The 25,746-nt window shown below is 66.3% G+C and carries 24 protein-coding genes and 2 tRNA genes; 8 read left to right on the plus strand and 18 right to left on the minus strand.

The genetic code is table 11. The annotated features are described in order from the left end of the window. Positions 1 to 224 precede the first annotated feature (224 nt). Complete coding sequence (locus tag ACFWYM_RS05815) at positions 225 to 1,574, plus strand: lipase family protein (RefSeq protein ID WP_384830506.1); 1,350 nt, start codon at positions 225 to 227, stop codon at positions 1,572 to 1,574. A gap of 49 nt (positions 1,575 to 1,623) precedes the next feature. Here the strand turns inward: ACFWYM_RS05815 and ACFWYM_RS05820 are convergent, their stop codons facing one another. The 11 genes from ACFWYM_RS05820 to ACFWYM_RS05870 all read right to left on the minus strand — a co-directional run bounded on the left by ACFWYM_RS05820 (position 1,624) and on the right by ACFWYM_RS05870 (position 8,821). Further along, positions 1,624 to 2,412, minus strand: coding sequence for a hypothetical protein (locus ACFWYM_RS05820; protein WP_384830509.1), 789 nt, complete (start codon positions 2,410 to 2,412; stop codon positions 1,624 to 1,626). 169 nt (positions 2,413 to 2,581) lie between these two features. Next, positions 2,582 to 3,208 (minus strand): hypothetical protein, encoded by a 627-nt coding sequence (locus ACFWYM_RS05825; protein ID WP_384830511.1) that lies wholly within the window; start codon positions 3,206 to 3,208, stop codon positions 2,582 to 2,584. A 59-nt stretch (positions 3,209 to 3,267) separates the two neighbouring features. Further along, positions 3,268 to 3,747, minus strand: a complete 480-nt coding sequence (locus ACFWYM_RS05830; RefSeq protein ID WP_384830514.1) for a hypothetical protein — start codon at positions 3,745 to 3,747, stop codon at positions 3,268 to 3,270. Positions 3,748 to 3,786: 39 nt separating this feature from the next. Next, positions 3,787 to 3,858, minus strand: a tRNA-Ile gene (locus ACFWYM_RS05835). A gap of 61 nt (positions 3,859 to 3,919) precedes the next feature. Beyond that, positions 3,920 to 5,044 carry a DUF932 domain-containing protein gene (locus ACFWYM_RS05840; protein ID WP_384830517.1) on the minus strand — a complete coding sequence of 375 codons (1,125 nt, stop codon included), beginning with the start codon at positions 5,042 to 5,044 and terminating at the stop codon, positions 3,920 to 3,922. A 27-nt stretch (positions 5,045 to 5,071) separates the two neighbouring features. Beyond that, a tRNA-Ile gene (locus tag ACFWYM_RS05845) sits at positions 5,072 to 5,145 on the minus strand. Positions 5,146 to 5,241: 96 nt separating this feature from the next. After that, positions 5,242 to 5,487 carry a hypothetical protein gene (locus ACFWYM_RS05850; protein WP_384830520.1) on the minus strand — a complete coding sequence of 82 codons (246 nt, stop codon included), beginning with the start codon at positions 5,485 to 5,487 and terminating at the stop codon, positions 5,242 to 5,244. Positions 5,488 to 5,641: 154 nt separating this feature from the next. Further along, positions 5,642 to 6,205 carry a hypothetical protein gene (locus tag ACFWYM_RS05855; RefSeq protein ID WP_384830523.1) on the minus strand — a complete coding sequence of 188 codons (564 nt, stop codon included), beginning with the start codon at positions 6,203 to 6,205 and terminating at the stop codon, positions 5,642 to 5,644. Between the two features lie 88 nt (positions 6,206 to 6,293). Further along, positions 6,294 to 6,488 carry a hypothetical protein gene (locus tag ACFWYM_RS05860; protein ID WP_384830526.1) on the minus strand — a complete coding sequence of 65 codons (195 nt, stop codon included), beginning with the start codon at positions 6,486 to 6,488 and terminating at the stop codon, positions 6,294 to 6,296. Positions 6,489 to 6,689: 201 nt separating this feature from the next. Next, positions 6,690 to 7,292 carry a hypothetical protein gene (locus ACFWYM_RS05865; protein WP_384830529.1) on the minus strand — a complete coding sequence of 201 codons (603 nt, stop codon included), beginning with the start codon at positions 7,290 to 7,292 and terminating at the stop codon, positions 6,690 to 6,692. A 668-nt stretch (positions 7,293 to 7,960) separates the two neighbouring features. Then, a complete protein-coding gene (locus ACFWYM_RS05870; protein ID WP_384830532.1) occupies positions 7,961 to 8,821 on the minus strand; it encodes a hypothetical protein in 861 nt (286 codons plus the stop codon). 90 nt (positions 8,822 to 8,911) lie between these two features. Between ACFWYM_RS05870 and ACFWYM_RS05875 the strand changes: the two genes are divergently transcribed. Continuing rightward, positions 8,912 to 10,150 (plus strand): MFS transporter, encoded by a 1,239-nt coding sequence (locus tag ACFWYM_RS05875; protein WP_384830535.1) that lies wholly within the window; start codon positions 8,912 to 8,914, stop codon positions 10,148 to 10,150. A gap of 50 nt (positions 10,151 to 10,200) precedes the next feature. Here ACFWYM_RS05875 and ACFWYM_RS05880 read toward each other — a convergent pair whose 3' ends face one another. The 3 genes from ACFWYM_RS05880 to ACFWYM_RS05890 are packed head-to-tail and all read right to left on the minus strand — an operon-like array spanning position 10,201 to position 11,731. Beyond that, the gene (locus ACFWYM_RS05880; protein WP_384830538.1) at positions 10,201 to 10,626 is read right to left on the minus strand and encodes a hypothetical protein; all 426 of its coding nucleotides are present in this window, start codon (positions 10,624 to 10,626) and stop codon (positions 10,201 to 10,203) included. Between the two features lie 20 nt (positions 10,627 to 10,646). Next, a complete protein-coding gene (locus ACFWYM_RS05885) occupies positions 10,647 to 11,339 on the minus strand; it encodes a phytanoyl-CoA dioxygenase family protein (protein WP_384830540.1) in 693 nt (230 codons plus the stop codon). Next, entirely contained in the window at positions 11,336 to 11,731 is a 396-nt protein-coding gene (locus tag ACFWYM_RS05890) for an ATP-binding protein (RefSeq protein WP_384830543.1), read from the minus strand. Before ACFWYM_RS05890 ends, ACFWYM_RS05885 begins: the two co-directional genes overlap by 4 nt. Positions 11,732 to 11,952: 221 nt before the next feature. Here ACFWYM_RS05890 and ACFWYM_RS05895 point away from each other — a divergent pair, with 221 nt between their 5' ends. Together ACFWYM_RS05895 and ACFWYM_RS05900 are read left to right on the plus strand one after the other, a co-directional pair. After that, positions 11,953 to 13,215 carry a helix-turn-helix domain-containing protein gene (locus tag ACFWYM_RS05895; protein WP_384830546.1) on the plus strand — a complete coding sequence of 421 codons (1,263 nt, stop codon included), beginning with the start codon at positions 11,953 to 11,955 and terminating at the stop codon, positions 13,213 to 13,215. Between the two features lie 12 nt (positions 13,216 to 13,227). After that, a complete protein-coding gene (locus ACFWYM_RS05900; protein WP_384830548.1) occupies positions 13,228 to 13,701 on the plus strand; it encodes a hypothetical protein in 474 nt (157 codons plus the stop codon). Positions 13,702 to 13,719: 18 nt separating this feature from the next. Here ACFWYM_RS05900 and ACFWYM_RS05905 read toward each other — a convergent pair whose 3' ends face one another. The 4 genes from ACFWYM_RS05905 to ACFWYM_RS05920 form a co-directional block, all read right to left on the minus strand. Then, positions 13,720 to 14,298 carry an oxygenase MpaB family protein gene (locus tag ACFWYM_RS05905; protein WP_384830551.1) on the minus strand — a complete coding sequence of 193 codons (579 nt, stop codon included), beginning with the start codon at positions 14,296 to 14,298 and terminating at the stop codon, positions 13,720 to 13,722. Between the two features lie 304 nt (positions 14,299 to 14,602). Continuing rightward, a complete protein-coding gene (locus ACFWYM_RS05910; RefSeq protein ID WP_384830555.1) occupies positions 14,603 to 14,908 on the minus strand; it encodes a hypothetical protein in 306 nt (101 codons plus the stop codon). A 793-nt stretch (positions 14,909 to 15,701) separates the two neighbouring features. Beyond that, positions 15,702 to 16,112 carry a hypothetical protein gene (locus tag ACFWYM_RS05915; protein ID WP_384830558.1) on the minus strand — a complete coding sequence of 137 codons (411 nt, stop codon included), beginning with the start codon at positions 16,110 to 16,112 and terminating at the stop codon, positions 15,702 to 15,704. Then, positions 16,112 to 20,581 carry an RICIN domain-containing protein gene (locus ACFWYM_RS05920; RefSeq protein ID WP_384830561.1) on the minus strand — a complete coding sequence of 1,490 codons (4,470 nt, stop codon included), beginning with the start codon at positions 20,579 to 20,581 and terminating at the stop codon, positions 16,112 to 16,114. Before ACFWYM_RS05920 ends, ACFWYM_RS05915 begins: the two co-directional genes overlap by 1 nt. Before the next feature lie 1,049 nt (positions 20,582 to 21,630). On the opposite strand from ACFWYM_RS05920, the gene ACFWYM_RS05925 reads away from it, so the two are divergent. From ACFWYM_RS05925 to ACFWYM_RS05940, 4 genes are read left to right on the plus strand one after another with little or no spacing between them, the layout of a single operon-like run. Next, positions 21,631 to 22,170, plus strand: a complete 540-nt coding sequence (locus tag ACFWYM_RS05925) for a helix-turn-helix domain-containing protein (RefSeq protein ID WP_384830564.1) — start codon at positions 21,631 to 21,633, stop codon at positions 22,168 to 22,170. 60 nt (positions 22,171 to 22,230) lie between these two features. Beyond that, positions 22,231 to 22,812: a hypothetical protein gene (locus ACFWYM_RS05930; protein WP_384830566.1), complete on the plus strand. Its 582-nt coding sequence runs from the start codon at positions 22,231 to 22,233 to the stop codon at positions 22,810 to 22,812. After that, positions 22,800 to 24,011 (plus strand): MAB_1171c family putative transporter, encoded by a 1,212-nt coding sequence (locus tag ACFWYM_RS05935; protein ID WP_384830569.1) that lies wholly within the window; start codon positions 22,800 to 22,802, stop codon positions 24,009 to 24,011. Before ACFWYM_RS05930 ends, ACFWYM_RS05935 begins: the two co-directional genes overlap by 13 nt. Continuing rightward, positions 23,983 to 25,428: an NAD(P)/FAD-dependent oxidoreductase gene (locus ACFWYM_RS05940; RefSeq protein WP_384830572.1), complete on the plus strand. Its 1,446-nt coding sequence runs from the start codon at positions 23,983 to 23,985 to the stop codon at positions 25,426 to 25,428. Before ACFWYM_RS05935 ends, ACFWYM_RS05940 begins: the two co-directional genes overlap by 29 nt. Positions 25,429 to 25,746 lie beyond the last annotated feature (318 nt).

A 25,746-nucleotide genomic window follows, 5' to 3' on the forward strand; every position in this document is an offset into this window, starting at 1 on the left:
GGCCAGGGCCCCGGCACTGCACCGTTCCGACCGGTCGGCGGCACAAGGGAATTGGCGGAGCAGGGTCACTGACTCAGCCGCCGTTCGTCCCGTGAAGACTCTGGCGCACCCTGGTCAACTGCCGTGCGCCTTTGTTAGGTTGCGCCGGAACCGATCTTCGGCAACTCCCCCCTTCGGGCCGTAGCGGTCATCTCTCTGATCCGCTTACACCGTTTGGGAGAGTCATGCGCACATGCAGAGTGCGGTACGCCGCGATCACGGGCGTCGTCGCCCTCGCCGTCGCCGCCGTGCCCGCTGACGCGTCCGGCGTTCAGGAACAGTCCTCGTCGACGACTGCCGGGAGCGACGCGTTCTACACCTACAACGGCAGCAAGCCGCTGTCCTCGTACAGTCCCGGGGACGTGCTCAAGGTCCGGACGCTGCCGTACCACGTCCTGGGTATCGCGACCCCCCTCCAGGCGACACAGCTGCTCTACCGCACCACCGACGCGCAGGGCCACCCGTCCGCAGGCGTGACCTCCGTGCTGCGCAGCCCTGGCGGCGACGGCCGCAAGGTCGTGTCGTACCAGTCGTTCTACGACTCACTCGACCCCGAAGACGGTCCGTCCCGGGCGGTCGCGGGCAACGTCAAGCTGCCCGGCGGCTTGATCGCGAACGGCGAGTCCACGCTCGTGGCGCCGCTCCTGCTGTCCGGCTACGACGTCGTCCTCCCTGACACCGAGGGGCAGGCCGCCCACCTCACGGCCTCCCGCGAGTACGGGTACAACACGCTGGACTCCCTGCGTGCCGCTTCCAGCGCGGCGTCAAGGACCGGCATCAGCCCCGACGCGCGCGTCGGCCTCATGGGCTACTCCGGCGGCGCCGTCGCGACCAACTGGGCCGCCTCCCTCGCGCCCAAGTACGCCCCTGACGTCAACAAGCGCCTGGTGGGATACGCCGAGGGCGGGGTGCTCGTGAAGCCCTCGCACATCCTCAGGTACATCGAAGGCAGTCAGGTGTGGTCCGGGCTCATCCCGGAGTTGCTCATCGGGCAAGCGCGTTCGTACGACATCGACCTCAAGAAGTACCTGAACGACTACGGCAAGCAGCTGGTCGACAAGCACCAGCACTCCTCGATCGCCGACGCGCTGGGCCACTACCCCGGTCTGACGTGGAAGAAGATGGCGAAGCCGGAGTACGCGAACCCGAACTCCGTACCCGAGCTCGTCGAGGCGGTCAACAAGTCCAACCTCGGCCTGGCACCGACCCCGACCGTCCCCGGCTACATCGGCCAGGGCAACGCCGGCTCCCTCGAGGGAACCACGAGCAACATCGCGGGCATCGGCTCGGGCGACGGCATCACGGTCGCCGGGGACACACGGGCGCTGGCGCGGAAGTACTGCGCCGAGGGCGACGCCGCGGTCTGGTACAAGCAGTACGACGCCCTCAGCCACCTGACCGCGCCCACAGCCACGGTGCCCACCGCGCTCGCCTGGCTGCGCGCCCGGTTCGCCGGCAAGGAGGCCCCGTCCTCCTGCGGCAGCATCGCCGAGGGCAACTCACTTGCGGGTGACGAGACGGTCCCCGCCGGATGAGGACCTGACGGGAGCCGCAGCGAACTTCACCAAGACCGCTTAGCTGCCCCTAGAGACCAGGGAGCTCAAGGCAGTGAAGGAGCCGCCTCCCGGGCAGCTTGTCGCCGGGCCGCAGGGCAACGGTGAACACCTCGGGCTCCCCGAAAGCCGCCACCGCTCCGTCGGGCCGGCGGCCGTAGGGAACCAGTCCGTAGTCAACTCCGTCGCGCCGATCACAGCTCACCCATAGGACGGCCTCCCGCTCTCCCTCGCGCAGCGGGTGATTCGACACCGCCCGTGCGGCCATTGCGCTGCCCGCCAAAACCAGCACCTGGGGGACGGCGAAGACCCAGCGGACAGCATGAACTGCCCTTACCTGGACAGCAGCCCGCTCCTCGAACGCGTCAGCCGTCGGCTCATCGCGCAGGTAGTCGTAGTCGGACAGCATGAGGGTGCGATCCCCCTGCACGGCCACCATCGCCGGGCAGTCACGGTCACGAATCGCCCGCTCCATGCGGGCGACGACATCACGCAGCAATTCCTCGGTGTGCTGGTTCACCGAAGCCCCTGTCTCTCGTCGGGTTCGGTTGCTGGTCTGAGAGATAGAGCAACTGCCGCGTGATGTCGACCCGCTTGCGCTGCGGCCTTTCCAGACCACCCGTGTTCCTGGGCGGCCTATGCCGCAGCACGTCCCAGCACTGCACTTATCCAGGTGGTCGACGCCGCCGGAAATCGCTTGGAGCATGTTGCGCTCCGCCCGGGCCACGCTGCGTGCCATCTGTTCGTGGTGGGTGAAGGTGCTGATGGCCTGGACGATGCCGTACGCGGTGTGCTGCCAGGGGCACCACGCGCCCGTCATGCCGTCACAGTGTCATAGACGATGTTGGTGACGGTCCGTTCGAAGGTCGTCGCAAGCGAGCCGTCGTAGCTCGTCGCGCCGAACAAGTGCGGCCCGAACTCCATGCCTTCAGGGGGCGAATGCGGTGCTCTGTGGCACCGCCCGCCTCTCCCAAGGAGTCCCGGCTCATTCACCAGATCCGGAAGCCGCCGCGATGCCGGGCACGTTCCAGATACGTGATCCACTGGTGCCAGTAGTCCAGTTCATCCTCGCCGACGAGGACTCTCACCTCGTCGTTGTCGTGCGTGCGATAGCTCTCCAGCGCGGCTGTGATCTCTTCGGGGGTGACCAGCCATCCGTCGTTGCTGCAGCACTTGTGGAGAGCGATGCCGAAGACCGGCTCTGGATGCCAACTCAGGTGAGATTCCACCTGCTTGAGGTAGCTGTGCACCTCGGGCCGGATGGCAGCTCCCGGCGCCGCCGTGGCCGCCTCGTCGACTTCTTCGTCGGTGAGGTCGTCGGGTACGTGCGGCCAGGGCGGGGGGTCGTAGTCGCAGACGACCATGCCGAACTGGTCCATGAGTTCGCGGTAGCGGCCCATGCCCCAGATGTTGAGCCGGAAGTAGGAGGTGTCGGCGGTGAGCATCGCGTCGTAGGCACGTTCTACGGCGGCCTGTGCCGTGAGAGCGTCAGGGTGGTCCGGGGGCAGGTCGAGCCGGTCGCGCTCTTGGGCGGCCGTGTAGAACGCCGCCTTCGCTTCCTGGGTGCTTACGGCCTCATCCTCGGGCGTGTTCTCGATCGTCATGTCGTAGCCCATGTCGGGCTCCTTCGGTCGTGCGAGTGTTGGGGCCCGGCAGCGAGGCCGGGCCGGTGTGGCTACCAGACGCGGAAGCCGCCCAGATCGCGCGCCCGCCTGAGGAAGCCGACGAGGCAGGGCCACCACTCCAGAGCGCCGGTGACCTTCTGGCGCAGTCCGGGATCGGCCGCAGCCCACCACCCCAGGGCTGCCGCGATCTCGCGGGGCGTGACGAGCCAGCCCTGGTTGCTCGACAGCTTGTAGCAGGGGATGCCGTCGGGGTGGTCAGCTTCCGCCTCGGCGACCTTCGCCAGCGCGTCGTTGAACGCGCGTACTGGCCTCGGCATGGATGCGGGTGGATCGGCGATGTAGCGCTCCATGTCCTCGTCTGTGATGCCGAAGTCCTCAGGCTCGGGCCAGTCGGGCAGTGTGGCGCTGTGGCTGGTCATGCCAAGCTCGTGCAGGGCGCGATGAGCGGCGCTCATGGCGTCGACAGCGAGGCACAGGCGGGTGCCCGTCTCATGTGCTGGCAGCTCTTCGAAGCAGAGCTCGAAGACCATGGGGTCCCCCTTGCTCGTGGTGTCCGCGGTGAACTTCCGTGCCTGCGGCGGGGATCGAACCCGCGACCACCGGGTTATAAGGCCGGTGCTCTACCGCTGAGCTACGCAGGCGGGCGGTGCGCGCCCTACGTCGGGCGTGGGAAGGAAGGCGTGGGGCGCGGCCGTGGGGGCGTCAGGTGGTCCGGACGGCCCTCAGGTTCATGAGCCGCTTGTGCGCCGTGGACTTGAGGTCGTCGTCCGAGCCCTCCAGGACGGCAGTGGCGCGGGCGATCTCCTCGCTCATGGTCTTGCCGGGGCGGCGCGGAGCGATGTGATCGAGGTAGTCGGTCACGACGCGCTCGGCCGCATAGGCGGTGTGGCCCAGCTGCTCGGACTCGTCGCGGAACATCACGTCGAGCCGGTCACGACGCCGCTCCGCGATCCGCCGGGCGCGAGGCGCGGCCTCGTCGTCAAGGGGCCACAGTTCCGCGATCAGTTTGTGGAAGTCGTTGATGGCGAGATCCGTGCGGGCAAGCGCCGTTTCTTCGGCCTCGAATGCCTGCGCGTACCTCACGCTCAGGCCGAGAGTGCGGCGGGCCTCTGCCAGGTTCTGCAGGGCGCCGGAAGTGTGGCGAAGCGACCAGCGGGAGACCGCGTCGCGCAGTGCGAACCGCTCCGTGTTGCCGCAGACCACGCGCCAGGGGGTGGCGACCGCCTCGGCACCGGATGTGCCGTCGTGCGAGTTGATGACGACGATGAAGAGGATCACCTCGTCGTCGAGCCCGCCCCGGTCGATCACGACGGATTCGGGGACCCGCAGAGTGATGAAGACCTTGCGACCCTCGCGCAATGCGCCCGCCGACTCCCAGATCACGTCGTGTTCGGCCACGAGGTCTTGGAGGAAGGTGAAGATCTCCAGCTGTTGGAAGATCTGGTAGCGGGCGCCGACGGTTCCCAGGGCGGCGCCGGTGTCCATGCGGACGGTCACCCAGCGATCCGCCATGGCGCGCAGGGCCCCGTCCACCTCGTATTGAACGCGCCGCTTCTCCACGCGAAAGGCGATGCCGCCCAGGTCGAGCACGGAGTTGATGTCCGAGATACCGCCCGGGATCACACAGCCCAGGCCATGCCAGGCAGGGACGGCGGAGTAGAGCGCGGCCCGGCCGAGCGAGGTGTCCAGACCGTCACGGCCAATCACCTCGCCCCGGTCATAGCCGACCGTGGCGGCGTACGTCCCGTCCTCGCGCCGGACACCGCCGGTCGCGGCGATCAAGGCCGAACGCTGAGCGCGGAAGCGCTCGTTGATGTCAGTGGACATGCTCTGCCTCCTTCAACAGGTGAGGAGTGGACCCGACCGGATTCGAACCGGCGCTGACATTCGGGTATAAGCCGACCGCTCTGCCGCTGAGCTACGGGCCCGAAAAGGCGAAGGGTGACCCGGTAGCCGCGATCGGGGACACACGGCCACCGGGCCGTGCCGCACCCGTCACGGGCCGGGCGCGGCGCCGGGGAAACTCAGACACAGGCCGACGAGCGAGTGATCGACTCGCGGCGTACGTGGTGCGGGCCGGACAGCTCGCCCCACGGATCGATCAACATGAAGCGGCAATCGGGGACGCCGAGTTCGTCGGCGCGTGCGCAGTTGAGGCACAGACAGGGCAGAGCGAGCCAGAGGCCGTGATGGGACCCGATCGAGCCGTGATAGACCACGAGGGCGCCCGGCTCGATGACGTCGAGCGAACGAAACAGGGCGTCGGACACGGCAGCCTCCTCAGGCAGCCGGGACAAGAAGTTGAGCGGTGCGTGGGTAGAGCTCCCATGCGGCGGCAGGCAGTACCGAGAGGGCCAGACCAGATCAACGACCGCACCTGCCGCTCCTGCGCACGCATCTCCGAGCCAGGTCACTGCGGCCAGTTCAGCGGTCGCAGCTATACGCAAGATCGGGAGCGCCAAGGAGGCTCGCCGGTCCGACGAACTCCTCCTCCGGATGGCTGTCTTCAGCCTCTGCCAGCTCCGCGCGCATGCGCGCGGCGACGTCCTGTGCGCGCGGCACAGACACAAGGTCCGCGATACCGCTCGACGCATCGACATGGCACATGACGCACAGTTCGCAGATGGGCCGGGGACATTGCCCGGACCCGCAGTTGTGATACTCCGTCGCTTGGAAGTGATCCTGAAAGCCCCGGATGCCTCGGTACGTGGCAAGGCAGGTTCGCACGGTCGCCGACGGATACGCGAAGAAGATCCTGGCGAGAACGTCTCGGTAAGCGTGCCAACAGGCGTATGGTCCATGCCGTCCCGACGCTGCGGTACGCGCGCCCAGACCGTGCGAATCCATCACCCGGAGCCTCGCCACTATGGCGTGCGCACCCGTGCGGTGCGCACCGCGCGCAACGATCACGTTGCCGCCGTAGCAATCATCCGAGACCTGGGCGGTCAGTTCGTTTAGGGCACTGAGCGAAACTCCCTTGATGTACATGGGTGTTGCTCCCTTCTTGCCAGCAAGGTGGAGCCCCCTGTCAAGGCAGCGGCGTGCTGCTCGCGCGTATCCGGCATCGACGCGTGACTCAGCGGTTCGTGTCGGCCCGCGCGTTCCAGTCACTCGGCAGGAAGCCGCCACGGCGCAGCCATTGATCCAGCGCGTCGAAGTGTTCGAGGACGTCGATCAGCTCGCCGCTCCAGTCCTCCTCCGGGCTCGCAGCGACGACCTCTATACGGTCGACGGCCCGGCGCAGGCGCATGAGTGTGGCATTGGGATCCATCAAAAATTCCCTCCCCTGCGGCACCTGCCGCTCTCGCTGGGCAGTTTTCCAACCTCGCTTATATACGTGCGGGAAACAGCCCCAATTACCGATCTCTCATAATTCTTCGCATGATTCACTACTCTATCGATTGCGTACACGCGCAGACACATAGAAAGAGGGATCTGGAATGCACCCCAGATCCCTCTTTCTCCGTTTCGGCTATTCTCCCCTGCGCTCTCGCGCGCCACGGTAGACGTATTCTTCCCGCGCCTGGTCGAGTCGGGCGGTCAGGTCGCGCCATTCCTTGACGGCGGCATCCCGAGTACGTTGGACCTTGGATGAAGAGTTCTTCGGGCCGCCATGCAGAACCTGCGCCGCCTGGCCCAGGATTCCAGCACGCCCCAAGTCGTCAGCACCGCCCGCCAAGTGGAGGATCGTGCCCAAGGTCGGGTAGTCACGCCCGTCTCCCCATGCCGTGCGGAAGATGGCCCCACTGTGCGCCGCCAGGCACGGGGCCACCGCAAGGGCTGGCAGCACGTCCGCGTGCGGGAGCCCGCGTGTCACCTGAGCACCGGGAACGGCGTCGATGGCGTCAGGCTTGACGTCCAATCGGTACCCGTTGCCCGCAGCGGCGTCCCGAACTGCCCAGTACCGCACGGTCGCACGGTCGACGACGAGCGTCGTACCGTCCCTGCGCACGTACTGCCAGGCGACGATCGCCCGCGAAGCGACGCACACCGCGGCGGCTTCGCATGTCTCGGCAATCGCGCCGAGCCGCTTGGCGAATCGCAGCACAGCATCCTGCGTGACGTCGTCGCTCACATCGTCCGTCCCGTAAGGCGCATACCCGTTGCGCACTACGGTCGCACTCCCGTCCATTCGCTTGCGGGATCGGGTGCCGTCAACGGCACGACAGTATCGTCGCGCCAAGCATTGAATCTCTGAGAAGTCTTCCGAAGTCACTTGCGCCATCTCTAAGGCGGTGACTTCCGGGATTGAATTGCTCACGATCACCCTCCGATCGCTCGCCGCGTCCGCATTACGCGCAACGCATCCACAATTCGATTATCTCGCAATTTCGGCGCTATTCAATAGGCGGGGAGTGATTTATTCGAGAACTCTGAAGCGTGTCACATCATCGAATCCATAGCCCCGCAATCTCGCCGTCAATCCATATTCTGAATCCATGTCACCCAAAAGGCAAGACGCATCCCTAATGAAGCAAAAAGAATTCAGTCCGCGGATCACAGATTCAAGAATTCTCCCAAAGGGCGAAATCCTCGGTCACTGAATGTGAATTCCCCACGTCCTCTTCCGTCTGTTCACGCCCTTCGGGGACAACGAGTTGCAGGTGGCGTCCGCAGGGGGTTCGGCGCGGGTGACCTGCGCCGATGCCAGACGAAGGGGCTTCCTCTCTAGCAGGTAGGGGCACTGGCAGACCGAGCGGTTGGGTGATTGGTGCAGCGGATGGGCGAGGCTCTTCGCGGCCATCACAGAAGCTTCCGTGCGAGCTCGGCTGCAGTGAGCCGCCGCTCGGCAGGCTTAGTGAGGACTTCACGCAGGACGTCTTGAACATCGGGCCAGACTTGTGGGCCTCGAAGAGGAATCCTCTGGGTACCGATGATCTGGCGAAGCACGGCCGGCGTGAGGTTGTCGGGGTCGACGCCGATCCGGGCATAGTCGAGCGGCCAGGTTCCGGTGATGGCGGTCCACAGGCTGGCGGCGAGGGCATAGACCTCGGCCGGTTGTAGCGGGGCCACGGGCCGTACACCCTCGTGGATGGAGCGGGCCAGCTCCGGGGCCAGGAAGTGGGGGCGGCCCCCGCGGAACAACCCGGAGGGTAGGAGCATGGTGGGGTGCCAGGCCCAGGAGCAGTCGATGAGCCTCACACCCTCACCTGTGTGAATGGCATGCTGGGGCTGGAGGTCGGCGTGTACCCAGCCCGCGGCGTGCAGTTGGGCCACGGCCTTGCACAAGTCGCTCGCGTGGGCGCGGGCGGCCTCCCACCGTCCTGTGCTAGCTCTGACTTCGCGGAAGATCTCCCAGGTTGACGGCCCGTCGTACCAGGGCGTCAACATCCACGCCGCGGCCTGGCCGCTGCCGAATCCGCGCCCGCGCCCCAGCAGCGAGTGGCCCGCTCCCATCTCGATGAGGACCTTCGTCTCCCGTGCGGTGATCTCCGCTCCGTCGGGTCCCACGCCCACCTTGAGTGCGACGGCGCGAAGGCGGCCCGAGCACTGCCAGACGGAACTGCCACGTCTTCTGCTGATCAGCTTCAAAACCGTGTCCTCACCGCATACGGCCTCGACGGCGGCGAGCGCCTCAACAGGACAGAGGATTTCTGCGCTCATGAGAACTCTGCTCTCTTCTGTGCCATAGGGTGTCTGCCGTCCCGGCGGGCTCATGTGTCGGGACTTCGCGCTTTCAGGGCGGGAGTGATCTTGGGATATCTGCGACTGTTGCGCCGCCGTCGTGTACTCGCCTTGTGGGGTGCTCAGGCGCTGTCCGTCTTCGGGGACCGGCTCTATGCCATGGCGATCATGTGGATCGCATGGAAGGAGTCCGGGGCGGCGGCCATGGGGTGGGTCGCGGTGGCCGAGTCGGTGCCCTACATCGTCTTCGGCACCCTGGGCCGCCAGCTCGTCGCGCGCTTCACGTCGCTCCGGGCGCTGGCCGTCGTCGACGTGACGCGTGCCGCCCTCGTTGCCCTGCTCCCGCTGGTGTGGGGGCAGTGGGGCACGCCGGGTCTGTTGGCCATGGCGCTGCTGCTGGGCACCGGCGGTGCCCTGTTCGACCCCAACCTGGGGGCGCTGGTTCCCGAGCTGGTCGGGGGACGGGACGTCCAGGCCGTCAACGGACTCATGGACCTGTCCGGGCGCCTGGCCCGGGTCGCAGGGCCCGGTGCGGCCGGGGTGCTGCTGGCCGTCATTTCGCAGGCGGCCCTGATGTGGGTGGACGCGGTCACGTTCGCTGTCTCCGCCCTGGCCCTGGTGCTGCTCGCCGCGCGTACCCGACTTGGCTCGCCGCTTCGAGCCCCGGCAGCGGAGTCGGCCACCCGGCCGCAAGCCCGCGTTCTCCTGCGCGCCCACCCAGATACGGCCGTGGCCCTCGCGGTGCACGGCCTCGGTATCGGCGCCGGGTCTGTCGCCCTTGCCCTCCCCGCTCTCCTGGACGAGCGGCTCGGCGCGGGCGCCGGCGCCTACGGCACGGCTCTTGCCTGCATGGGAGTGGGGGCGTTGGCGGCGAACGCGGTCGCGGGCAACGTGCGGGTGCCCGGTTCGGCGCCGGTCGCCTACTGTCTGGCCTGGCTGGCGGCCGGGGTGCTGCTGGCCGCGAATGCTCCCGCCTTCTCTCTGCCCTACCTGCTGATGGTGTCCGCCCTTTCCGGGGCCGTGTCGCCGTTCCTTCAGATCACGCTGGCCACGCACTTGTCCCAATTCCCTCCGGCGGCGCGGCTGCGGCTGATGACCGTGGATCTCGCGGTCATCCGGACGGCCGGGACGCTCTCCATGCTGTTCGTGCCCGCCCTCGCCGCCGCGGACCCGGGCTGGGGCTTCGCGGCAGGTGGGGCGTTGACTGTGGTGGCGGCCGCCCTGGGGACAGCCGCCACCTGGTGGTGGACCCGCTCCCGCACCCAGCTTCCTGCCGAAGAGGTAGTACGGGAGCTGGCCAGGGAGTAACCGGTCCAGGGGTCAGGGGCGGTGCAGCCGGTCCTCCCTGCTCAGGGCAACTAGCTGATCAGCTGCCAGTGGGTGACGTCGATGTTCTCCAGCGGGATGCCGAGGTCCCCGTAGATCCGCCGGTGCATGGCGCCGAACCAGGCGTCTTTGCGGTCGTCGAAGAAGGCGCGGTCGTACCAGGCGACGCCGAGAATCACGGTGCCGCCGCCCTGGGGATTGTCCTGCTCCGCTTCGAAGTAGGTCGCCTGCCAGTCCCACAGCATCAGCTCCTCGGGGCGCTCGCGCAGCCGCTTGTCCGACTCTTCCAGGGCGTCGATGCAGCGGCGGGCGGTCGACTCGTCGGGGCAGTAGTACGTGCACTCACTGCGCAGGACGGGTTTCTTGTCACCGCGCCGGTCGGCGTCGGTGTCCTCGCCGCTCAGGACGCGCACGCGGGTGGGTGCGTCGAGGTCCAGGAAGTCCTTGAGGATGGTCACGGTGATCTCTCCTCTTTCCCTCAGTGGGGGTTGGGTTGCCAGCCGGTGCCGCAGATCGGCACCAGGCTGGGGCTTGAGTCGTCGCGCATCGTGACCGCGTCGGGCGCGACGTAGCGGATGTTCAGACCCACGCGCGGGGTCTGGCTGTGGTTGGTGTGGGAGCAGTGGAGGAGGCGGGTGTCCATCAAGAGCCCCTGGCCCGCTTCCACCGGAACGGGTACACCGACCGTGCCGTCGGCCACCTTGGCTCCCAAGGCCCGGCCGCGCGCCGCGCCGGTGTTCTGTTCGACGTCATAGGCCAGGTATCCGGCCCGCTGCGATCCGGGGACCACGTGGAGGCAGCCGCTGTCCAGGGGCGCGTCGGTGAGCGCGAGCCACGCCGCCACCGACCGACCGGGGGCTAGGCGCAGTCGATCGTTGATGCCGTCCTGGTGCCAGGGAACTTCGAAGGCACGGCCGGGCCATTTGATGACCAGGAAGGAGTTCTCGACCGCGATGTCCGGGCCGAGCATGTCCCGTACGGGATTCACGAGCAGTGGCGCACGCACGATCGCCTGCGCCCACTCCTGCGTGTGGTGCGGATTGTGCACGACCTCGGCATGCGTCGGCTGGTACCGGGCGATCAGCTCGGCGGCGTAGCCGCGAGCGGCCGGTGTCCTGCACCAGCGGTCCAACAGCCGGTGACCTGCCTCGCCCAGCAGCCCGGCGCTCATCGCTGAACCTCGGGAAGTACAGGCAGGTGAGCGCGCACGGTCTTCCCGCCCTCCTGCCTCAAGAACCACGAGACCTCCGCCCCGAGGGCGCAGACGAGGAAGAGCCCTCGTCCCTGCTCGTCCTCTCTCTCAGCGGCGATCAACACGTCGGAGCGCGGGAACTCAGCGACGGGGTCCGACACATCGACGAGCAGCCCGCGATCCTCGAGCAAGGCGAGACGCAGCTCGAGGAGGTGACCGGCGATGTGACCGTGCCTGATGGCGTTCGTGACCAGCTCGGTGCCGACGAGCACGGCATTCTCGATGTCGCCCGACCAGCGCCACATGCAAAGTTGACGCCGAACATGGACTCGTATCAGCGGCACCGAGTCGTGCACCATCGCGTAGGCCATGGCCCACTCCCGTACAACGGGCTTACAGATGACGGGTCTTACCAGGATCACGATCACAGCTCCCCCTCTGTGGCGGTCAGTTACTGGAGGACCGCCGTCGGGCTAAGTGGAGTCCAGGAGAGCGCTTCCGATAGACGATCTCCACGAGCTATTCGCCGAGCGAATCCGAATATTCGCTGTGCGCATACCGGAGCCACGGGTGGAGTGGGATCCTGCCTAACGTGGAGACACAGGACATCGACTGGGCCTCGTTCGGAGACCTCAAGGACGCTGCGCGCACCAGGGACTTCGGATTCGTGATCCACCGGGCAAGAAAGATCGCCGGAGTCACCCAAGGCCAACTCGGCACGGCATGCGGCCTCTCGCAAGCTGCGATCTCGCGGCTGGAGAACCACGGTGTCGGTGCCTACAACATGGACACCCTGGCGAAAGCCGCCACAGCTCTCGGACTCCCATTCGGGCTGGTCGGCCTCGCCAACCAGCAAGCGAATGGAACCTCGTCTGTGGAGCGGCGCAAATTCCTCGGAGCGGCCATCGTCGCCGCTGCTGAACCGATCAGCATGGGCAGCGCAGCAACGCCCGAATGGGACAACTCGCAAGCGGCAACGCTACGGATCGCCACCAGTTCGTTCCGACGCCTGGATTCGACCGTCGCGTCCAGAGACCTCTCCGAGGCAGTGCAGTCACACCTCCGCCTCATCCAGACGGTTGCCCGTGAAGCACCGGACGACTCGCACCGGTCACGTATGGCCTCAGTGGGATCCGAAGCCGCTTCGTTCGCCGCATGGTTGGCGTGGGACATGGCCGATCACGGGTCCGCTCGCCGCTGGTACGGTTCCTCGGTCAAAGCCGCATACAGTTCCGGCAACCCACTCCTGACTGCGTACCAGACCGGCAGCCTTGCCTCGTTCGAAGCTGAGACCGGTAATCCTCACGTAGCGCTCCGGCTGGTCACTCAAGCACGTCACCAACTGGGCCCGGCTCTCTCACCTCTCGCCTCCGCTTGGCTCTCCGCCATCGAGGCCGTAGCTCATGCGACTGCACGCCAACAACGCGCCTGTGAAAGGGCATTGAAGGCATCTGAACAGAACGCGGCGCTGATCCCGGACGCCGACCCCGTCGCATGGCCCTGGATCTTCGCTTTCGACGAACGCAAGATCACAGCCTGCCGCATCACCTGTACCGCCCGACTCGGTCAGCCTCTCCATACTCGGCTCAGCGAGCCGGAAGTAGCCACTGCTTTGAGTGGCAGCCACGACAAACAACGGGCTCTCTTGACCCTCGATGTAGCCACTGGATATATCACGACCAAGGAAATCGACACAGCATTCGCCCTGGCCAAACGCGCCTTGTGTGAAGGTATCCGGCTGCGCTCCGGCAAGATCGCAGAACGGGCCCGCCAGTTTCGCCGGGCCTACGTCTCCCCCCGGCCGTCGACTGTCGTGCGCGAATTCGATGACCAGCTCCACACCGCTTACCTCTAGGAGAACTTGCTCATGCGCGTCGGCATCACGGGACACCGAGGGCTGCCCGAACCAGTCGAGGCCCGAGTCCGTGCACTGCTCCTTGAGCACGTCGCGACGTACGACAACCGCGATCTCGTCGGCATCAGCTGCATCGCCGACGGTCCCGACACGTGGTGGGCACAGGCCGTCCTCTCCGTGGGCGCACGCATTGAAGTGGTAGTGCCGGCGGCTGAGTACCGGGACGGTCTACCCGACTGGCACCACCCTGACTACGACGACCTCCTGAAGCGGGCCAGCGACGTGCACAGCACCGGTCTCAAGCAGTCAACCCCCGAGGCCCACCAGGCGGGGAGTGAGATCCTCGTGGGCTTCTCGGACCACCTCGTCGCCGTCTGGGACGGTCTCCCTGCGCGTGGCTACGGCGGGACCGCCGATGTTGTCGCCTACGCGGAACGTGTCGGTGTGCCCGTGACGGTCCTGTGGCCCGACGGAGCATCTCGATAGCCCTACACGGAAATGGGCTTACACAGAATCACGTACGGAGGGTGGCAGGACCGGGCGATAGTCGGGGCGGCTGTGGGCCCGTCGTATGCGCTGCGCCCGCAGCCTCATACCGGAGGCGACCAGAGTCCGTACTACTCGGGGTGTTCTCCGGGCCCCGCATGCCTGGCGCAGCGGTTCGTCGAGCAGCGCATCGGCGGCAGTGCGGATGAGCGGGGCGAGAGGGGATGGGAAGCGGTTGACGAGCAGGCATCTGGTCGCAGCCCATACTTCACCAGCCTCCGAGGTGGCGGCGAATCGGCTCTGCTCGAAGTGGTCCGTCCAGCGCGCGAACTCACCCCATGTAGGTGGGACATCGCGAATGTCCATGCGCTCGGCGAGACCGAGGTAGAAGACGTGCGACGCTTCCTTCTCCGCCTCCGTGACGGGCCGCCAGGCATAGGTGTCGCACCACCGCATCGGGGCGATGCCAAAGCAGGCGAGTACGTAGCGGAAGGCATCGCTGGAGACGCGCCAACGGGAATGAATGTGGTTGAGGGCGGCCATCGTGCTGGCGCCCGCTTCGCTGTCCAGGCCGTAACGGAAAAGCCGATACATCATCTGGCCGGGAGCGCGATCCTGGTGGGCCTGGTCGACGAGTTGCTGGCCGTTTGGGACGGGAAGCCGGCATGGGCGTACGGCGGAACGGCTGACGTGGTGACCTATGCGGAGGGCATCGAAATCCCGGTGCGAGTGGTGTGGCCGGAGGGTGCCAAACGGTGACCGGGCGCGCAACGGCGCCTCTCTCAGAAGGGGTTGTCGGAAGTCCGGCACCGGTAGCGAGGAACCGGCCGGGCCCTGCTAGATAGCACGGCGCTGGTGGAGTGCCGGGTTGAAGACAGTAGCTTCCCGGCACTATGGTTGCTCATTTCGTTTCATTATGTTGGTGATTGCTGGATGGTGGTGGGGTCCAGCGTTCTTGCGGGTCCCCGACGAAGTAGAGGTACCCAAATGAGGCGATGGCGAATTCCGCTGCTGCGATCAGCTTCCGTACTGTGCTGTTTTTCTTCTCTGCGGGCAGGCGGTTCAACTCTTCCACGAACCGCTTCAACTGCATTGCGTTGAACATGGTGTCGCCATAGCGGTTCACGGCACGCAGAATGCTCCCCTCGGGGGACGCCTCACACAGGGCCAGAAAGGTCTCCTTGCGGTCTTCGTGGGTTGCGGCCATGCGCCTGTGCATTCGATCTTCTACGTACACGGGGAGAGGCATGCGAGATGCCATTCTGTCCAGTGTTCTTCATGTCGATCGAGGTGGGGCGAAAACGCTGTCCGCCCCGCCCCACTTCAGGTTTCTTGGTCCCCAGAGATGAACAGGAAACCGTGACAGGAAACCGTTTGCTGAGCCATCTCCGTGACGTGCCGGATCGCGTCCGTCTACTTCTTTTCGGGAGCTGTTTTAACTCGTCCAGGAGTGGCTTCAGTTGAATCTTGTTTCACATGGTGTCGCCGATCGACTGATCCCCTGTGTGACGTTCTCCCGTGGCGCTCCCAAGCGCGCTGCGATGAAGGTACCTTCGAGGCCATCACTGACTTGCCCTATGCGTTCGTGCTCTCGGCTATCCAGATGGATTCCAACCGCCATTGGGTTCCCCTTCCCGAACTGGCCTAGAGATCGACCAAACAGTGGTCCACGCGATGCCTTCGGTCAGGTCAGATGGCGGTGCACTGCTGGAGTACCAAGCTGGAGTCAGCGGCTTCTCGGCGCGGTGAATGTAGGTCTCAATGCGGGGGGGGCAGGTCGGACATGGTCCCGAACACCAGGACGCGCTCCGGGTTCATATTGTCATTGTCCGGCGTTGCGATGATCCCCGATGACAACATGATCTGGATCAACGCGTTCTGCATGTGGAGACTCACCGTCCCGGGGGGTGTGGTGGGCATCGCTACGACACCCATCACCCAGCAAGGGTGTGCCCCCGCTCGAAAGCGGGGGCACACTCAACGGATTCCGTCTTGCCGATTTAGATCAGCGGTGGTGTAAACGGCCCCGCAACCCTCTCGAATGCTTCGATGGTGATCTCGGGGACGAAGACGGAATCGCCCTCCATGCCTTCGGGTAGGTGCGGCCGCATGTCCTCACGGCACAAAAACGTGCCGTCAGGGATAAGGACCGCCCCGCTGGCACGGTCGGCCAGCTCGATGATGATTTTCCAGACAGCCCCGGGCTGCGGACGCTCGATTCCGATGACACAGTCAACGACATCGACCTCGACCTCGCTGCCATCTGCCGCCCGGATCCAGAACTCTGTACTGTCCCCTGTCGTCTTCTCAGGCGCTGCATCGTAGGGCGCAAGAATCGCCCGCACCTGGTCCCTGTCCGGTGGGACAGGGACACCGTTCTGGAACTTGTAGAGGCTCAGGCTGTAGCTCACTACACCTGCCCTGCCCTGAACACGAACTTGATCCCCTTGACGTCGTTGTCGAGCGCCCATTGCTGCAAGGCGTATCGGGTTTTCTCGTCAGACATATACCACACGACGGGCGTCCCCTTTGCTGCCTTGACCTGCTTCACCATGGTAGTGGTCTCCTTGGTGGGGAACTTCAGCTTTCCGTCCGCTGTGAGCATGGAGGCGGAGTAGTGCTGGTTCTTGGCATCGATGAGGGTTCCGTTCTGGTACCCGTCGAATTTGACGAAGCCGCTCGGGGTGTCGGCGGGAACCTTGTACGAAATGCCAGATGGGACGCCTTCTGTCACCAACTGCTCATAGGCGCGGTCGGCTGGTGACATGCTCTCCGTCTCCGGCATCCACTTGCCGGGGCCGCCCATCTCCAGCCACTTGCAGTAGCCTCCGCCTCCATTCGCGGCACGGACGAGGGCGCGGGTGGCACGGACGCGTGACTTGGCGCACGTGTTCTCCATGTCCGTGAGGGCTCTCTGACTGATTCCGGCGACTGCGTCGTCGCTCAGCCCGGCTCCCCTGACGCTGTTCCAGGCGTCGGCGATGTCGTCGCCTGATCTGAGGGCCCGGTCCAGTCCCTTGATGGCTTGGACGGCGTCTTCGATCTTCTTGCCGGGGATGAAGTTGGCGGCTGCCCACCCGCACCCTGAGACGCTGCCGTGCCAGCAGTCGACGAAGTCCTGGACCAGGATGTCCCAGGCGAGTTTGGCGATCACCTTGACGATGTCCTGGGCAATCTCCAGCTTGGTGAAGTAGCGGGTGACGTCCTTGGTCAGGCCCTTGAAGGTCTGGGTTCCCAGGAAGACGGTGTCGCTCTTCGGGCAGCCGGACTCCGAGGCCGGGACCTCGGGATTGGTGCACAGGTAGAAGCTGACATCGGCGTTGAACGTCAGAGTGAACGTCACCGTGCAGCCGCCGAACCCGATATCCAGCTCGCAGGGGTTCTTCTGTTTCGGGTCGCCGGCCAGGTCGATGCTGTCGACGACGTAGAAGGTGCCGCCGATGCCGGTGCCCGCGCCCGTGGAGACCTGCTTGTTGGCCTGCTTGCGCTGCGCTGACTCGTGGGCTTCCTGTGCTTCCTTGGCGTACTTCCTGGCGTCCTTGGCGTACTGCTCGGCCTCGGTGGCGGCCTCGTCGGCGCGTTTGGCCGCGGCGCGTGCGTCGCTGGCGGCCTGCTCGGCTTCGGCTGCCGCGTCACGTGCAGCCTGGGCGTCCAGGGCGGCCTGGTCGGCGGAGTCGCGAGCCTGCTTGGCATAGCCCTCGGCCCGGCCTGCCGCCCTGTCGGCTGCGGCGGCGTCTTCGGTGGCCTGCTTGTCGTACTCGATCGTGCGGGCCAGGGATTTCGCTGCCTTCGCGGCCGCCTTGGAGGCGTCTGCCGCATAGCCGAGGGCCTGTTTCGCGTAGCCACGCGCGGTTGCCGCGTATCCGGCGGCGTTGGCGGCGTGCTGGTAGGCGGCCTTCGCATCGCCCTGTGCCTGTGCGGCGATGTCCTTGGCTGCTTGGGCCTCGGCGCCGGCGTTGTTGGCGTGGGCGTCGGCGACGGCCTGCTGCTGTTCGGCGATCGTCTTCGAGCTCTGTCCCGTCAGCACCACCAGGGAGGCGGCGTTGTCGGTGTCGGTGTAGGGAGAGCCGATCTGGATCGCGTCGTTGGCGGGTTTGGCGACTTGGGCGGCGGCGTTACCGGCGTCCACCGCGGCCTGGGCGGTGGTGTGGGCGTATCCGGCGGCCTTCGCGGACGCGGCGAGTGCCGTACCGGCCTGCTTTTTCGCCTCGTCCGCATGGCTCTTGGCGCTCTTGGCCAGCTTCTCCGCCTTGTTGGCCTCCTTGACCGCTTCACCCGCCTCGTAGGCGGCGTCCTTGGCGGCCTGGATGGCGTCGGCCGCTGCACTGGTCGCGGTCTTGACCGCCGCGTCGGCCTTGAGCTTCGCGGCCTCGGCGGCGTCGGCGTTCGAGCGCGCCCGCTTGGCAGCTGCTTCGGCTCGGGTTGCCGCGGCATCCGCATCCGCGGCGGCCTCTGTCGCCGCGTCGGCTTCCGATCGGGCCTTTGTCGCCGCGGTTTCGGCGTCCGTTGCATGCTTGTCCGCCGCGTCGGCCGCCTTACGGGCTTCGGTTGCGGCATCGCCGGCCTCGAGGGACTGTGCGTAGGCTTCCTTGGCGTCGGCCTTGGTCCGGGCCGTGTCGGCCTTCTGCTCGGCGTCCCACGCGTCGTCGCGCAGGTCGCGGGCCTTGTCGCTGGCCTTCTTCGCCGTGTTCCTCTGGGAGACCGCGGTCGATTCGGAGTCTTCGGCCTTCTCCTTGGCCTCCTTGGCCTTGCCCGCTTCGGTCTGCGCGTTGGTCTTGTGCCGTGCCGCTTCGGCCTGTTTGGCCTCGGCGGTCTCCTTCTCCTCTTTCGCGGTGGCTTCCTCGGCCTCGGCGGCGAGCCGCTTGGCGTGCGCCGTCGAGGCGGCGGCCTTCGCGTCCGCCTCCGCCTGCTCGGTCTCGGCGAGCTTGGCCTCGGCAGTCTCCTTGTCCTTCTTGGCGTTGTCCCGGTGTTCCTTGGCCGACTCGGACGCGGCCTTCGCCTGCAACTCCGCGATATGAGCTGCTTCCTTGCGGAATTCGGCCTTGGACTGCGCCGCCTGTGCCAGGGCTCGCTGAGCGATGGTCTGGCTGTCCCCGCCCGAGGCGCGGGTGGCGGCCTCGGCGGTCTCGCCGGCCTTGACCATCGCCTCAAGCGCGGCCGCCGCGCCTTGGGTTACCTGGGATTTCTGCTGGCCTACCAGCAGACCACGCCCACGAGGAGCCCCGTTGTCGTCGGCGACCTTGTAGGCGGCCTGTTCGGCACTGACCGTCGTGGTTGCGGCCTTCTTCGCCGCCGCGGCCTGCGCCTTCAGAGCAGCAAGCTGCGTCTTCGCCCCGGTCCGTGCCGCCGCGATGCCCTTGGTGGCCTGGTCGAACTGGGCCTTGGGCGGGACAACGCCGTCGTGCCCGGTGGGCTTGATGGTGAACTTCTGCGGGTCGGTGCCGTTGCACGAATACAGCCACGAGTTGTAGCCGTCCTCGTACGTGTGCAGGTCCAGGCACTTGCCCGTCCCCACGTTCTTCAGCGCCGTGGTCGCACGCAGGTCGTACTCCCACGTCTGTGCGGGGCTGCTGTTGCACGCCCAGATCTGGATCCTCGTGCCATTCGCCGGATTGTTGTTCTCAACGTCCAGGCACTTTTGGGAGTTGGTGTTCTGCAGGTGCAGCCCGCGGTCGTCGCCGTAGACCCGCCACTTCTGCGCCGGGCTGCCGTTGCAGGGCCAGATCTGCACCGGAGCGCCGTCGTTCTTGCCCGCGCTCTGCACGTCCAGGCACCGGCCCTGGGCGGCGTGCACCTCGATGATGGCCGGCTTGTCGCCGATCCACCCCGCGCCACCCGGCGTCCAGTAGTCCTGCCAGCGCGCGAGATGGTCGGCGATCCATGACTGACCCAGCAATTCGCCCAACGCCTTGGAGCCGTTGGTGAGAGCGGTGGTGGCGTCCTTGTTCGCGTTGAGGATCTGATTGCGCTGCTCCGCCTGCGAGGCGATCTCCTGCTGCCATTCCTTGGCCGCAGTGCCAGAGACCTCGCCCAGGACCCTGCTCGGGTCCATCGCATCGCGCCACGCACAGGCGGCGAAGCGGGTCTTCATGTCCTCGACCGCGATACGGAATTCCGCGGTGTCCGGCTCCGGAGCGGTGCGGGGAAAGCCACCGGAGGCGAGGAAGATCCGCGCGTTGTCCGCGCCCATCGGCTCCAGGGCAAAGTCCGACAGGCGCTGGAAGGCGTCCTGTTCGGCGAGCGCACGCTCCCGCTCCGCCGGCGGCAGGCCGGGGGCAGGGTCCGTGCCGTAGAGAGGAGCGCCGAGGTCCTTGACGGCCTTGACCGTCTTCTCGTCGGCCCGCGGAGTGGGATCCTCGTAGAAGTCGTCGTCCTGCTTCCAGAACCGGTCACTGACCCACTTCGACAGGCCGGTCTGAGCGTGGAAGGACTCGCCATCATCCCCGGAGCTGCCAGGCGGCAAGTGAAAACCGCCCTCAGTGAACCCGGCCGGAGTAGTCAGACCGTCCAGCGGCTTCTGCCAGCCCTTACGGGCCGCACTCAGCGAGTCCTCTTCCTTGCCGTACGCCTTGCGATCGCTGTCGTACGCCGTCGCGAGCGGAGTGCGCTGCCAATGCTCCCGATCAGCCAGCGAATGGAGCTTGTCCGGCTCCTGGTTGAGACCGTCCTGCGCGATGCCCGCCATGGCAGGCCCACCCAGGCGCAGCACATCCGACATCAAGCACTGGTCCTGCCGCAGCTGTTCAGCGGCCGTGTCCTGGCTCCAGTCGTACGAACCGTCGCTGGACCGGGTACTACCGGCCCCGGCGAGATGGTTCATCAGCTCCGGGCGCACGGCGAGCGTGACCAGCACGGCGAGCGCGGTGAAGAGCAGAGCCATCCGAGGAACTAACGCGGACCGCCCCGGTCTTGGTCTGAGAAGACTTGGTGCTCTGGAACGCAAGAGCGCATCCCTTCATCGTGAGGAACGCGACCGGAAGCCCACCAACGGGGTCCAGGCGGCATCAACAACGCCCGGAGCGCGCCGACATCAGTACCTCGGACAACAGACACTGCGGCATGGCGATGCCGCTCTCCCCCGCAGCGGCGCTGGCCCCCCGGCCGCTCATTGACATGCGTGGAGGAATCGTCGAACCCTGCCAACGCGACGGTCACAGTAGGTACAGACCAGAAGTGGAACAAGGGTCGCTTTCGGGTACCTCTGCGCGCTGCGACGCAAAAGCACCCCAGAGGACAAGCCGCACAGGACGCCCAACTCCCTTGCCCACGCCGTGCGTTGACTGTGTGCATCACGTGAAGGAAGGGAGGGGGTGCAGTCACATTTCATCCGCGAATTGGCCGAGAGTCACCACAGCCCCTGAGCGTTGGGGTGACACCGCCAGCACAGAGCCCCGCGTCCCATCGGAATCGTCTGGCGCCTTGATCCACAGCAAGCACCCGGTGCCCCACTGAGTGAAGAGGGCATACCGCGCTTCCCTGCGGAACCGCGGCAACTGGCATGGCGCCCCTGCCGACCCATGGCACGGCCGTTGCAGGGAGGTGCCGATCGCGTACCAGGGCAATGCCCAGGAAAGAGCGAGGCCCGGCAGTAGCTGGTCCGCGAGACGGCCGGACGGCTGCGTAAGCAGATCGCGCTCCTCACCGAAGAGCTCACCGTCGCCGAATGCACCCTGGAACGTCAGGGCATCATCCGCGCGACGATGCTGGGCCCGGCCGCCCCAGACTCCAACTCACCCTGAGATACGACAAAACATCGCAGAAAACTCGCTGAGAGATCGCGCTTTCCGACTCAGGCGGCCGACGCCACACAACTATTGTTGAGCGTTGCAGCTCATCTCTCCCGGTGCCCATGCACAGCGGCATCCCGGGCACAACAATTATTGAGTTTTCCCTACCGAAGCCGAGACATCAGCCCTAACATCTGGGGCCATGTCCCCTTCTTCACGAACGGGCTCATCCGATGACTCGTCGCGCGCTGAAGCAGTCCGCTTCGGCGCCCGGCTGCAACGCCTGATCGACGTCGGCTACCCCGAAGGCGATCGGCGCTACACCGATGCAGAGATCGCCACAAGTGTCGGAGTCAGTGCGCAGTACATCGCCAACCTCCGTCATGCCAAGTCGCTGCCGCGGCTGGAGAAGGCGGTCAAGCTGGCCGCCTTCTTCGGCCTCGACAGCTGGGACTACTTCGTCAAACCTGACGACGATCCTGCCGTACTCGCCGTGGACCGGCGGGCCCGCACGCTCGACGCACAACGCCGTGGGCAACACGTGCCTGCCAGCGACGACGCCGGGCACGAGACCCCTGACATTGCCGAGCTGTGGACCCACCTCAAGAACAATCGGGACGTTCAGAGGATCGCCAGCCGCGCCACGCAACTGTCGCCAGAGGGACTGGCCGCCGTCCTGGGCGTGGTGGACCAGATCCTGGGAGCCACACCCCCGCCTACGACGCCATCGGACGAGTCGTGACCGCCGAAGCCGACTCCTGCACCTGACCGACTGCCCCGTCCATGTCTCCAGGGAAGACCCGTGGACCAAAAGAAGATGCGCCGCCTGTGCGCGCACCTGCTTGACGACCAGAACTTACTGAACTTATCGGTTCCCGCTGACCCGACCGATCTGTTCGCCGCGCTGTGCACCGGCATGAGTAAGCGTCATAAACATCCCTTCGAACACCGGTTAGTCAACTTCCCCGCCAACACAGTCAGCGGCTTATGGGTGGCAACCACAGATCGGCACTTCATGCTGGTCGAAGCCGACACCCCGCCCGAGCACCAACTAGTCATTCTGGGACATGAGTTCTGGCATGTGGAGATCGACGCCGGCAAGACCGAGCCTCTCGCAGCACACGAGGCCAACGCTCTACTTGCCCCCGACATCGACACCAACACCGTGCACAACCTTGCAACCCGCGTGGCCGCCCGAAGCAGCTGCGGTCAACAAGAGGAAGTAGCCTGCGAGTTGTTCGGCTCCCTGCTCGGCAGTCGGGCCCGGCGCTGGCTCGAGGAGGAGGACGGCAGCGTGCCGGCGAGCTCGGCCGAGTACGTTCATCGCCTCAACGCCGCCCTGGGCAGCGCCTCCCGCTCCGGAGGGTCCCGGTGGATGGCTTAGGGTTTTGGCTCTTCTCCGGCATCACTCTCATCGCCTTCTGTGTGAAGGCCCCTGGGCTGCGCGACACCCGTAGTCCCCTCTACGCGTCCGTGTGCGGGGTGCTGCTCTTGAGCGGCCTGCTGTATGGCTGCTCCAACCCAGATGTCATCGGATTCCTCAATGACGTCACCGGTGTCCCCAATTTCGCGGCCCCTCTGGTGTACGGGCTGCTGACCGCCGTGAGCGCACTGGTCCTCACCTTGCTCATCTACTGGCGCGGGGGCCCGCCTGAGCAGGCACGGCGCACCGCCCTGTGGTGGCTCATCATCTACGGCCTGGTCATCGTCGCCGAGATCGTCATGTTCGTTCTCGGAGACGCTTCTGTCGAACGCCGCGTCGACCTGGACACCTACTACGCCCGCACCCCCTTCATCCGCGAGATGATCCTTCTCTACCTGCTGGCCCACACCAGCGCCGCCATCATGGCCGCCAGCCTTTGTTGGCGCTGGGTGGCGGAAGTGAAGGACCCGCCCTGGCTACGACGCGGGCTACGCGTTCTGATCTGTGGCTTCTTCCTCAACCTGTGTTTGGACGCGTCGAAACTCACCGCCATCGGAGCGCGCTGGACCGGTACGGATTGGGACTTCCTTAACACCAAAGTCGCCGTGTTGTTCGAGGGGTTGTGTCTGATCGTCACCTCGATCGGCTTTGTGGTTCCCCACGTTGGCCCGAGGCTCGGGAGCGTGTACAGCACAGTGACGGCCCACCGGGCGCTGCGCCCTCTGTGGCAGCTTCTGCACCGCGCCACGCCCACCATCGCTCGCTCCTTGCCGCTGCGTTGGTGGAACATCGACCTGCGCCTGACACGGCGTATCGCCGAGATCCATGACGGTCGTCTTGCCCTGCGCCCCTTTCGCGATGCGCGGGTCGCTGCCTTCGCGACCGCCCAGGCCCGGGAACTCGGCCTGACGCCCGACGACACTGCCGCTGTGGTGGAGGCCGCTGTGCTCGTCGCCGCAGCACGCAGCAAAGCCATCCATACACATCCACCCGCGGGCATCGGCGATACACCGGTAGGCGACGACTCCCCCTTGCAACGCGCGGCGTTGGTACGCGCGTCCCGCATGCTGCGCAACTCCCCCATCGTCAGTGCCGCACGCGCATACGCCCGGGAACAGGAGGCATCCACCCATGGATCAGCCACTCGCCAGGACCGCTGACAGAGGTCGCCGCGCCGTGGTCATCGGCGCGAGCATGGCCGGGCTGCTGGCCGCCACGGCTTTGGCCGACGAAGCCGACGAGGTGCTTCTCGTCGACCGGGACACCCTGCCGGACGAACCTGTACCGCGCACCGGCCTGCCCCAAGCTCGCCACGCCCATCTGCTGTGGTCCGGCGGAGCCCACGTCATCGAACAGCTCGCCCCCGGATTACAGGATCGATGGCTGGCGGCCGGCGCGCGCCGCGTGACGGTGCCCACCGACTTCATCATCCTGACCCCACATGGCTGGATGCGCCGCACACCTGCCTTCCCTCACTACCAGATCCTCTGCTCCCGCGATCTGCTGGACGCAGTGGCGCGAAAGCACCTGCTCACGCATCCCCGTATCACTGTATGCACCGGCATCCACGCCGAATCTCTCATCGGCGATCGCCACCGCGCTCACGGTGTCCGGCTGCGCGAATTGTCCAGCCAGACACTACGAACCGTCACAGCGGACCTGGTCGTCGACGCCACCGGACGCGGCTCCCGTGCGCCGCACTGGCTGGCCGGACTGGGCTTGCCCCCGGTCCGCGAGATTCGTGTGGACGCCGGGCTCGTCTATGCGACCCGCATCTTCCGCGCTCCGCCGGGCGGTGACGCCTGCCCAGTGATCGCTCTGCAGGCCGACCCCGCCCAGTCCACCCCTGGCCGTATCGCTTCCCTCATCCCGATCGAGGGCGGTCGCTGGCTGGTCACACTGGCGGGTACGTTCGGGGGCCAACCCACCGCGGATTCCGCTGAGTTCGAGCCATTCGCCCGCTCCGCCCCGCACCCCATCGTCGCCGACCTCATCTCCGCTGCCGAACCCCTGACTAACGTCAGCCTCACCCGTTCCTGCAGCAACCAGCGCCGCTTCTACGAACGCCTGCGTCCATGGCCCTCTGGGTTCGTCGTGCTCGGCGACGCTGTGGCCGCCTACAACCCCATCTATGGCCAAGGTATGTCCGTGGCCGCCCACAGCGTGGGCGCGCTGCGCCGGGCCGTACGCCGCCACGGCCTGGCCTCCCCGCGCCTGGCCCGGGCGGCACAGCGCGCCATCGGCCGCATCGTCGCCAACCCGTGGGAGATCACCGTCAACCAGGACATCCGCTTTCCCGGAGCCCGTGGCAGGCGGCCCTCCGTAGCCGCGCGCCTGAGCCACGGCTACGTCGACCGGCTCAGCCGCACCGCAACCGACCAAAGCTCCGTCGCCTGCGCCCTGTTCGACCTGATGTCCCTGAGCTCGCCACCGAACGTTCTCTTCCACCCCCGTACCGTTCTGAAGGTGCTTCGCGGCCCCCGCCGCTCGCCCCTCGCAGACCCCCCGCTCACCCCAGCCGAGCAAGCGCTGCGTCACAGCCCTTCGACGCCCGCCCCGCCGACCACCTGTGCGTGACACCGCACACGCAGGTGCACCATTCGGCCGTCGTCCCACCACCACAAAAGAAATCCATCAAGGGGACATCTATGCCTGGCGCTGACGATGATTTACAAGGTAGTGCTTCTGGCCCCGCCAGATGGTGCCGCCGTTTCAACCCACACCTGCCTGTATTCCGCCGACAGACGCAGACAGGGCTACCGCCGGAGGACGAGCGATATCTACAGCGAATCCACGACTTCCTGCATCTGTTGGGCGGCGAATGGCATTGGGATGTTCTGGTCGCTTTGAATGAAGGACCCTTGCAGTACACGGAGCTCTTGAACAAGGCGCGTG

Source organism: Streptomyces sp. NPDC059009, assembly GCF_042740175.1.
Taxonomy (GTDB): Bacteria; Actinomycetota; Actinomycetes; order Streptomycetales; family Streptomycetaceae; genus Streptomyces.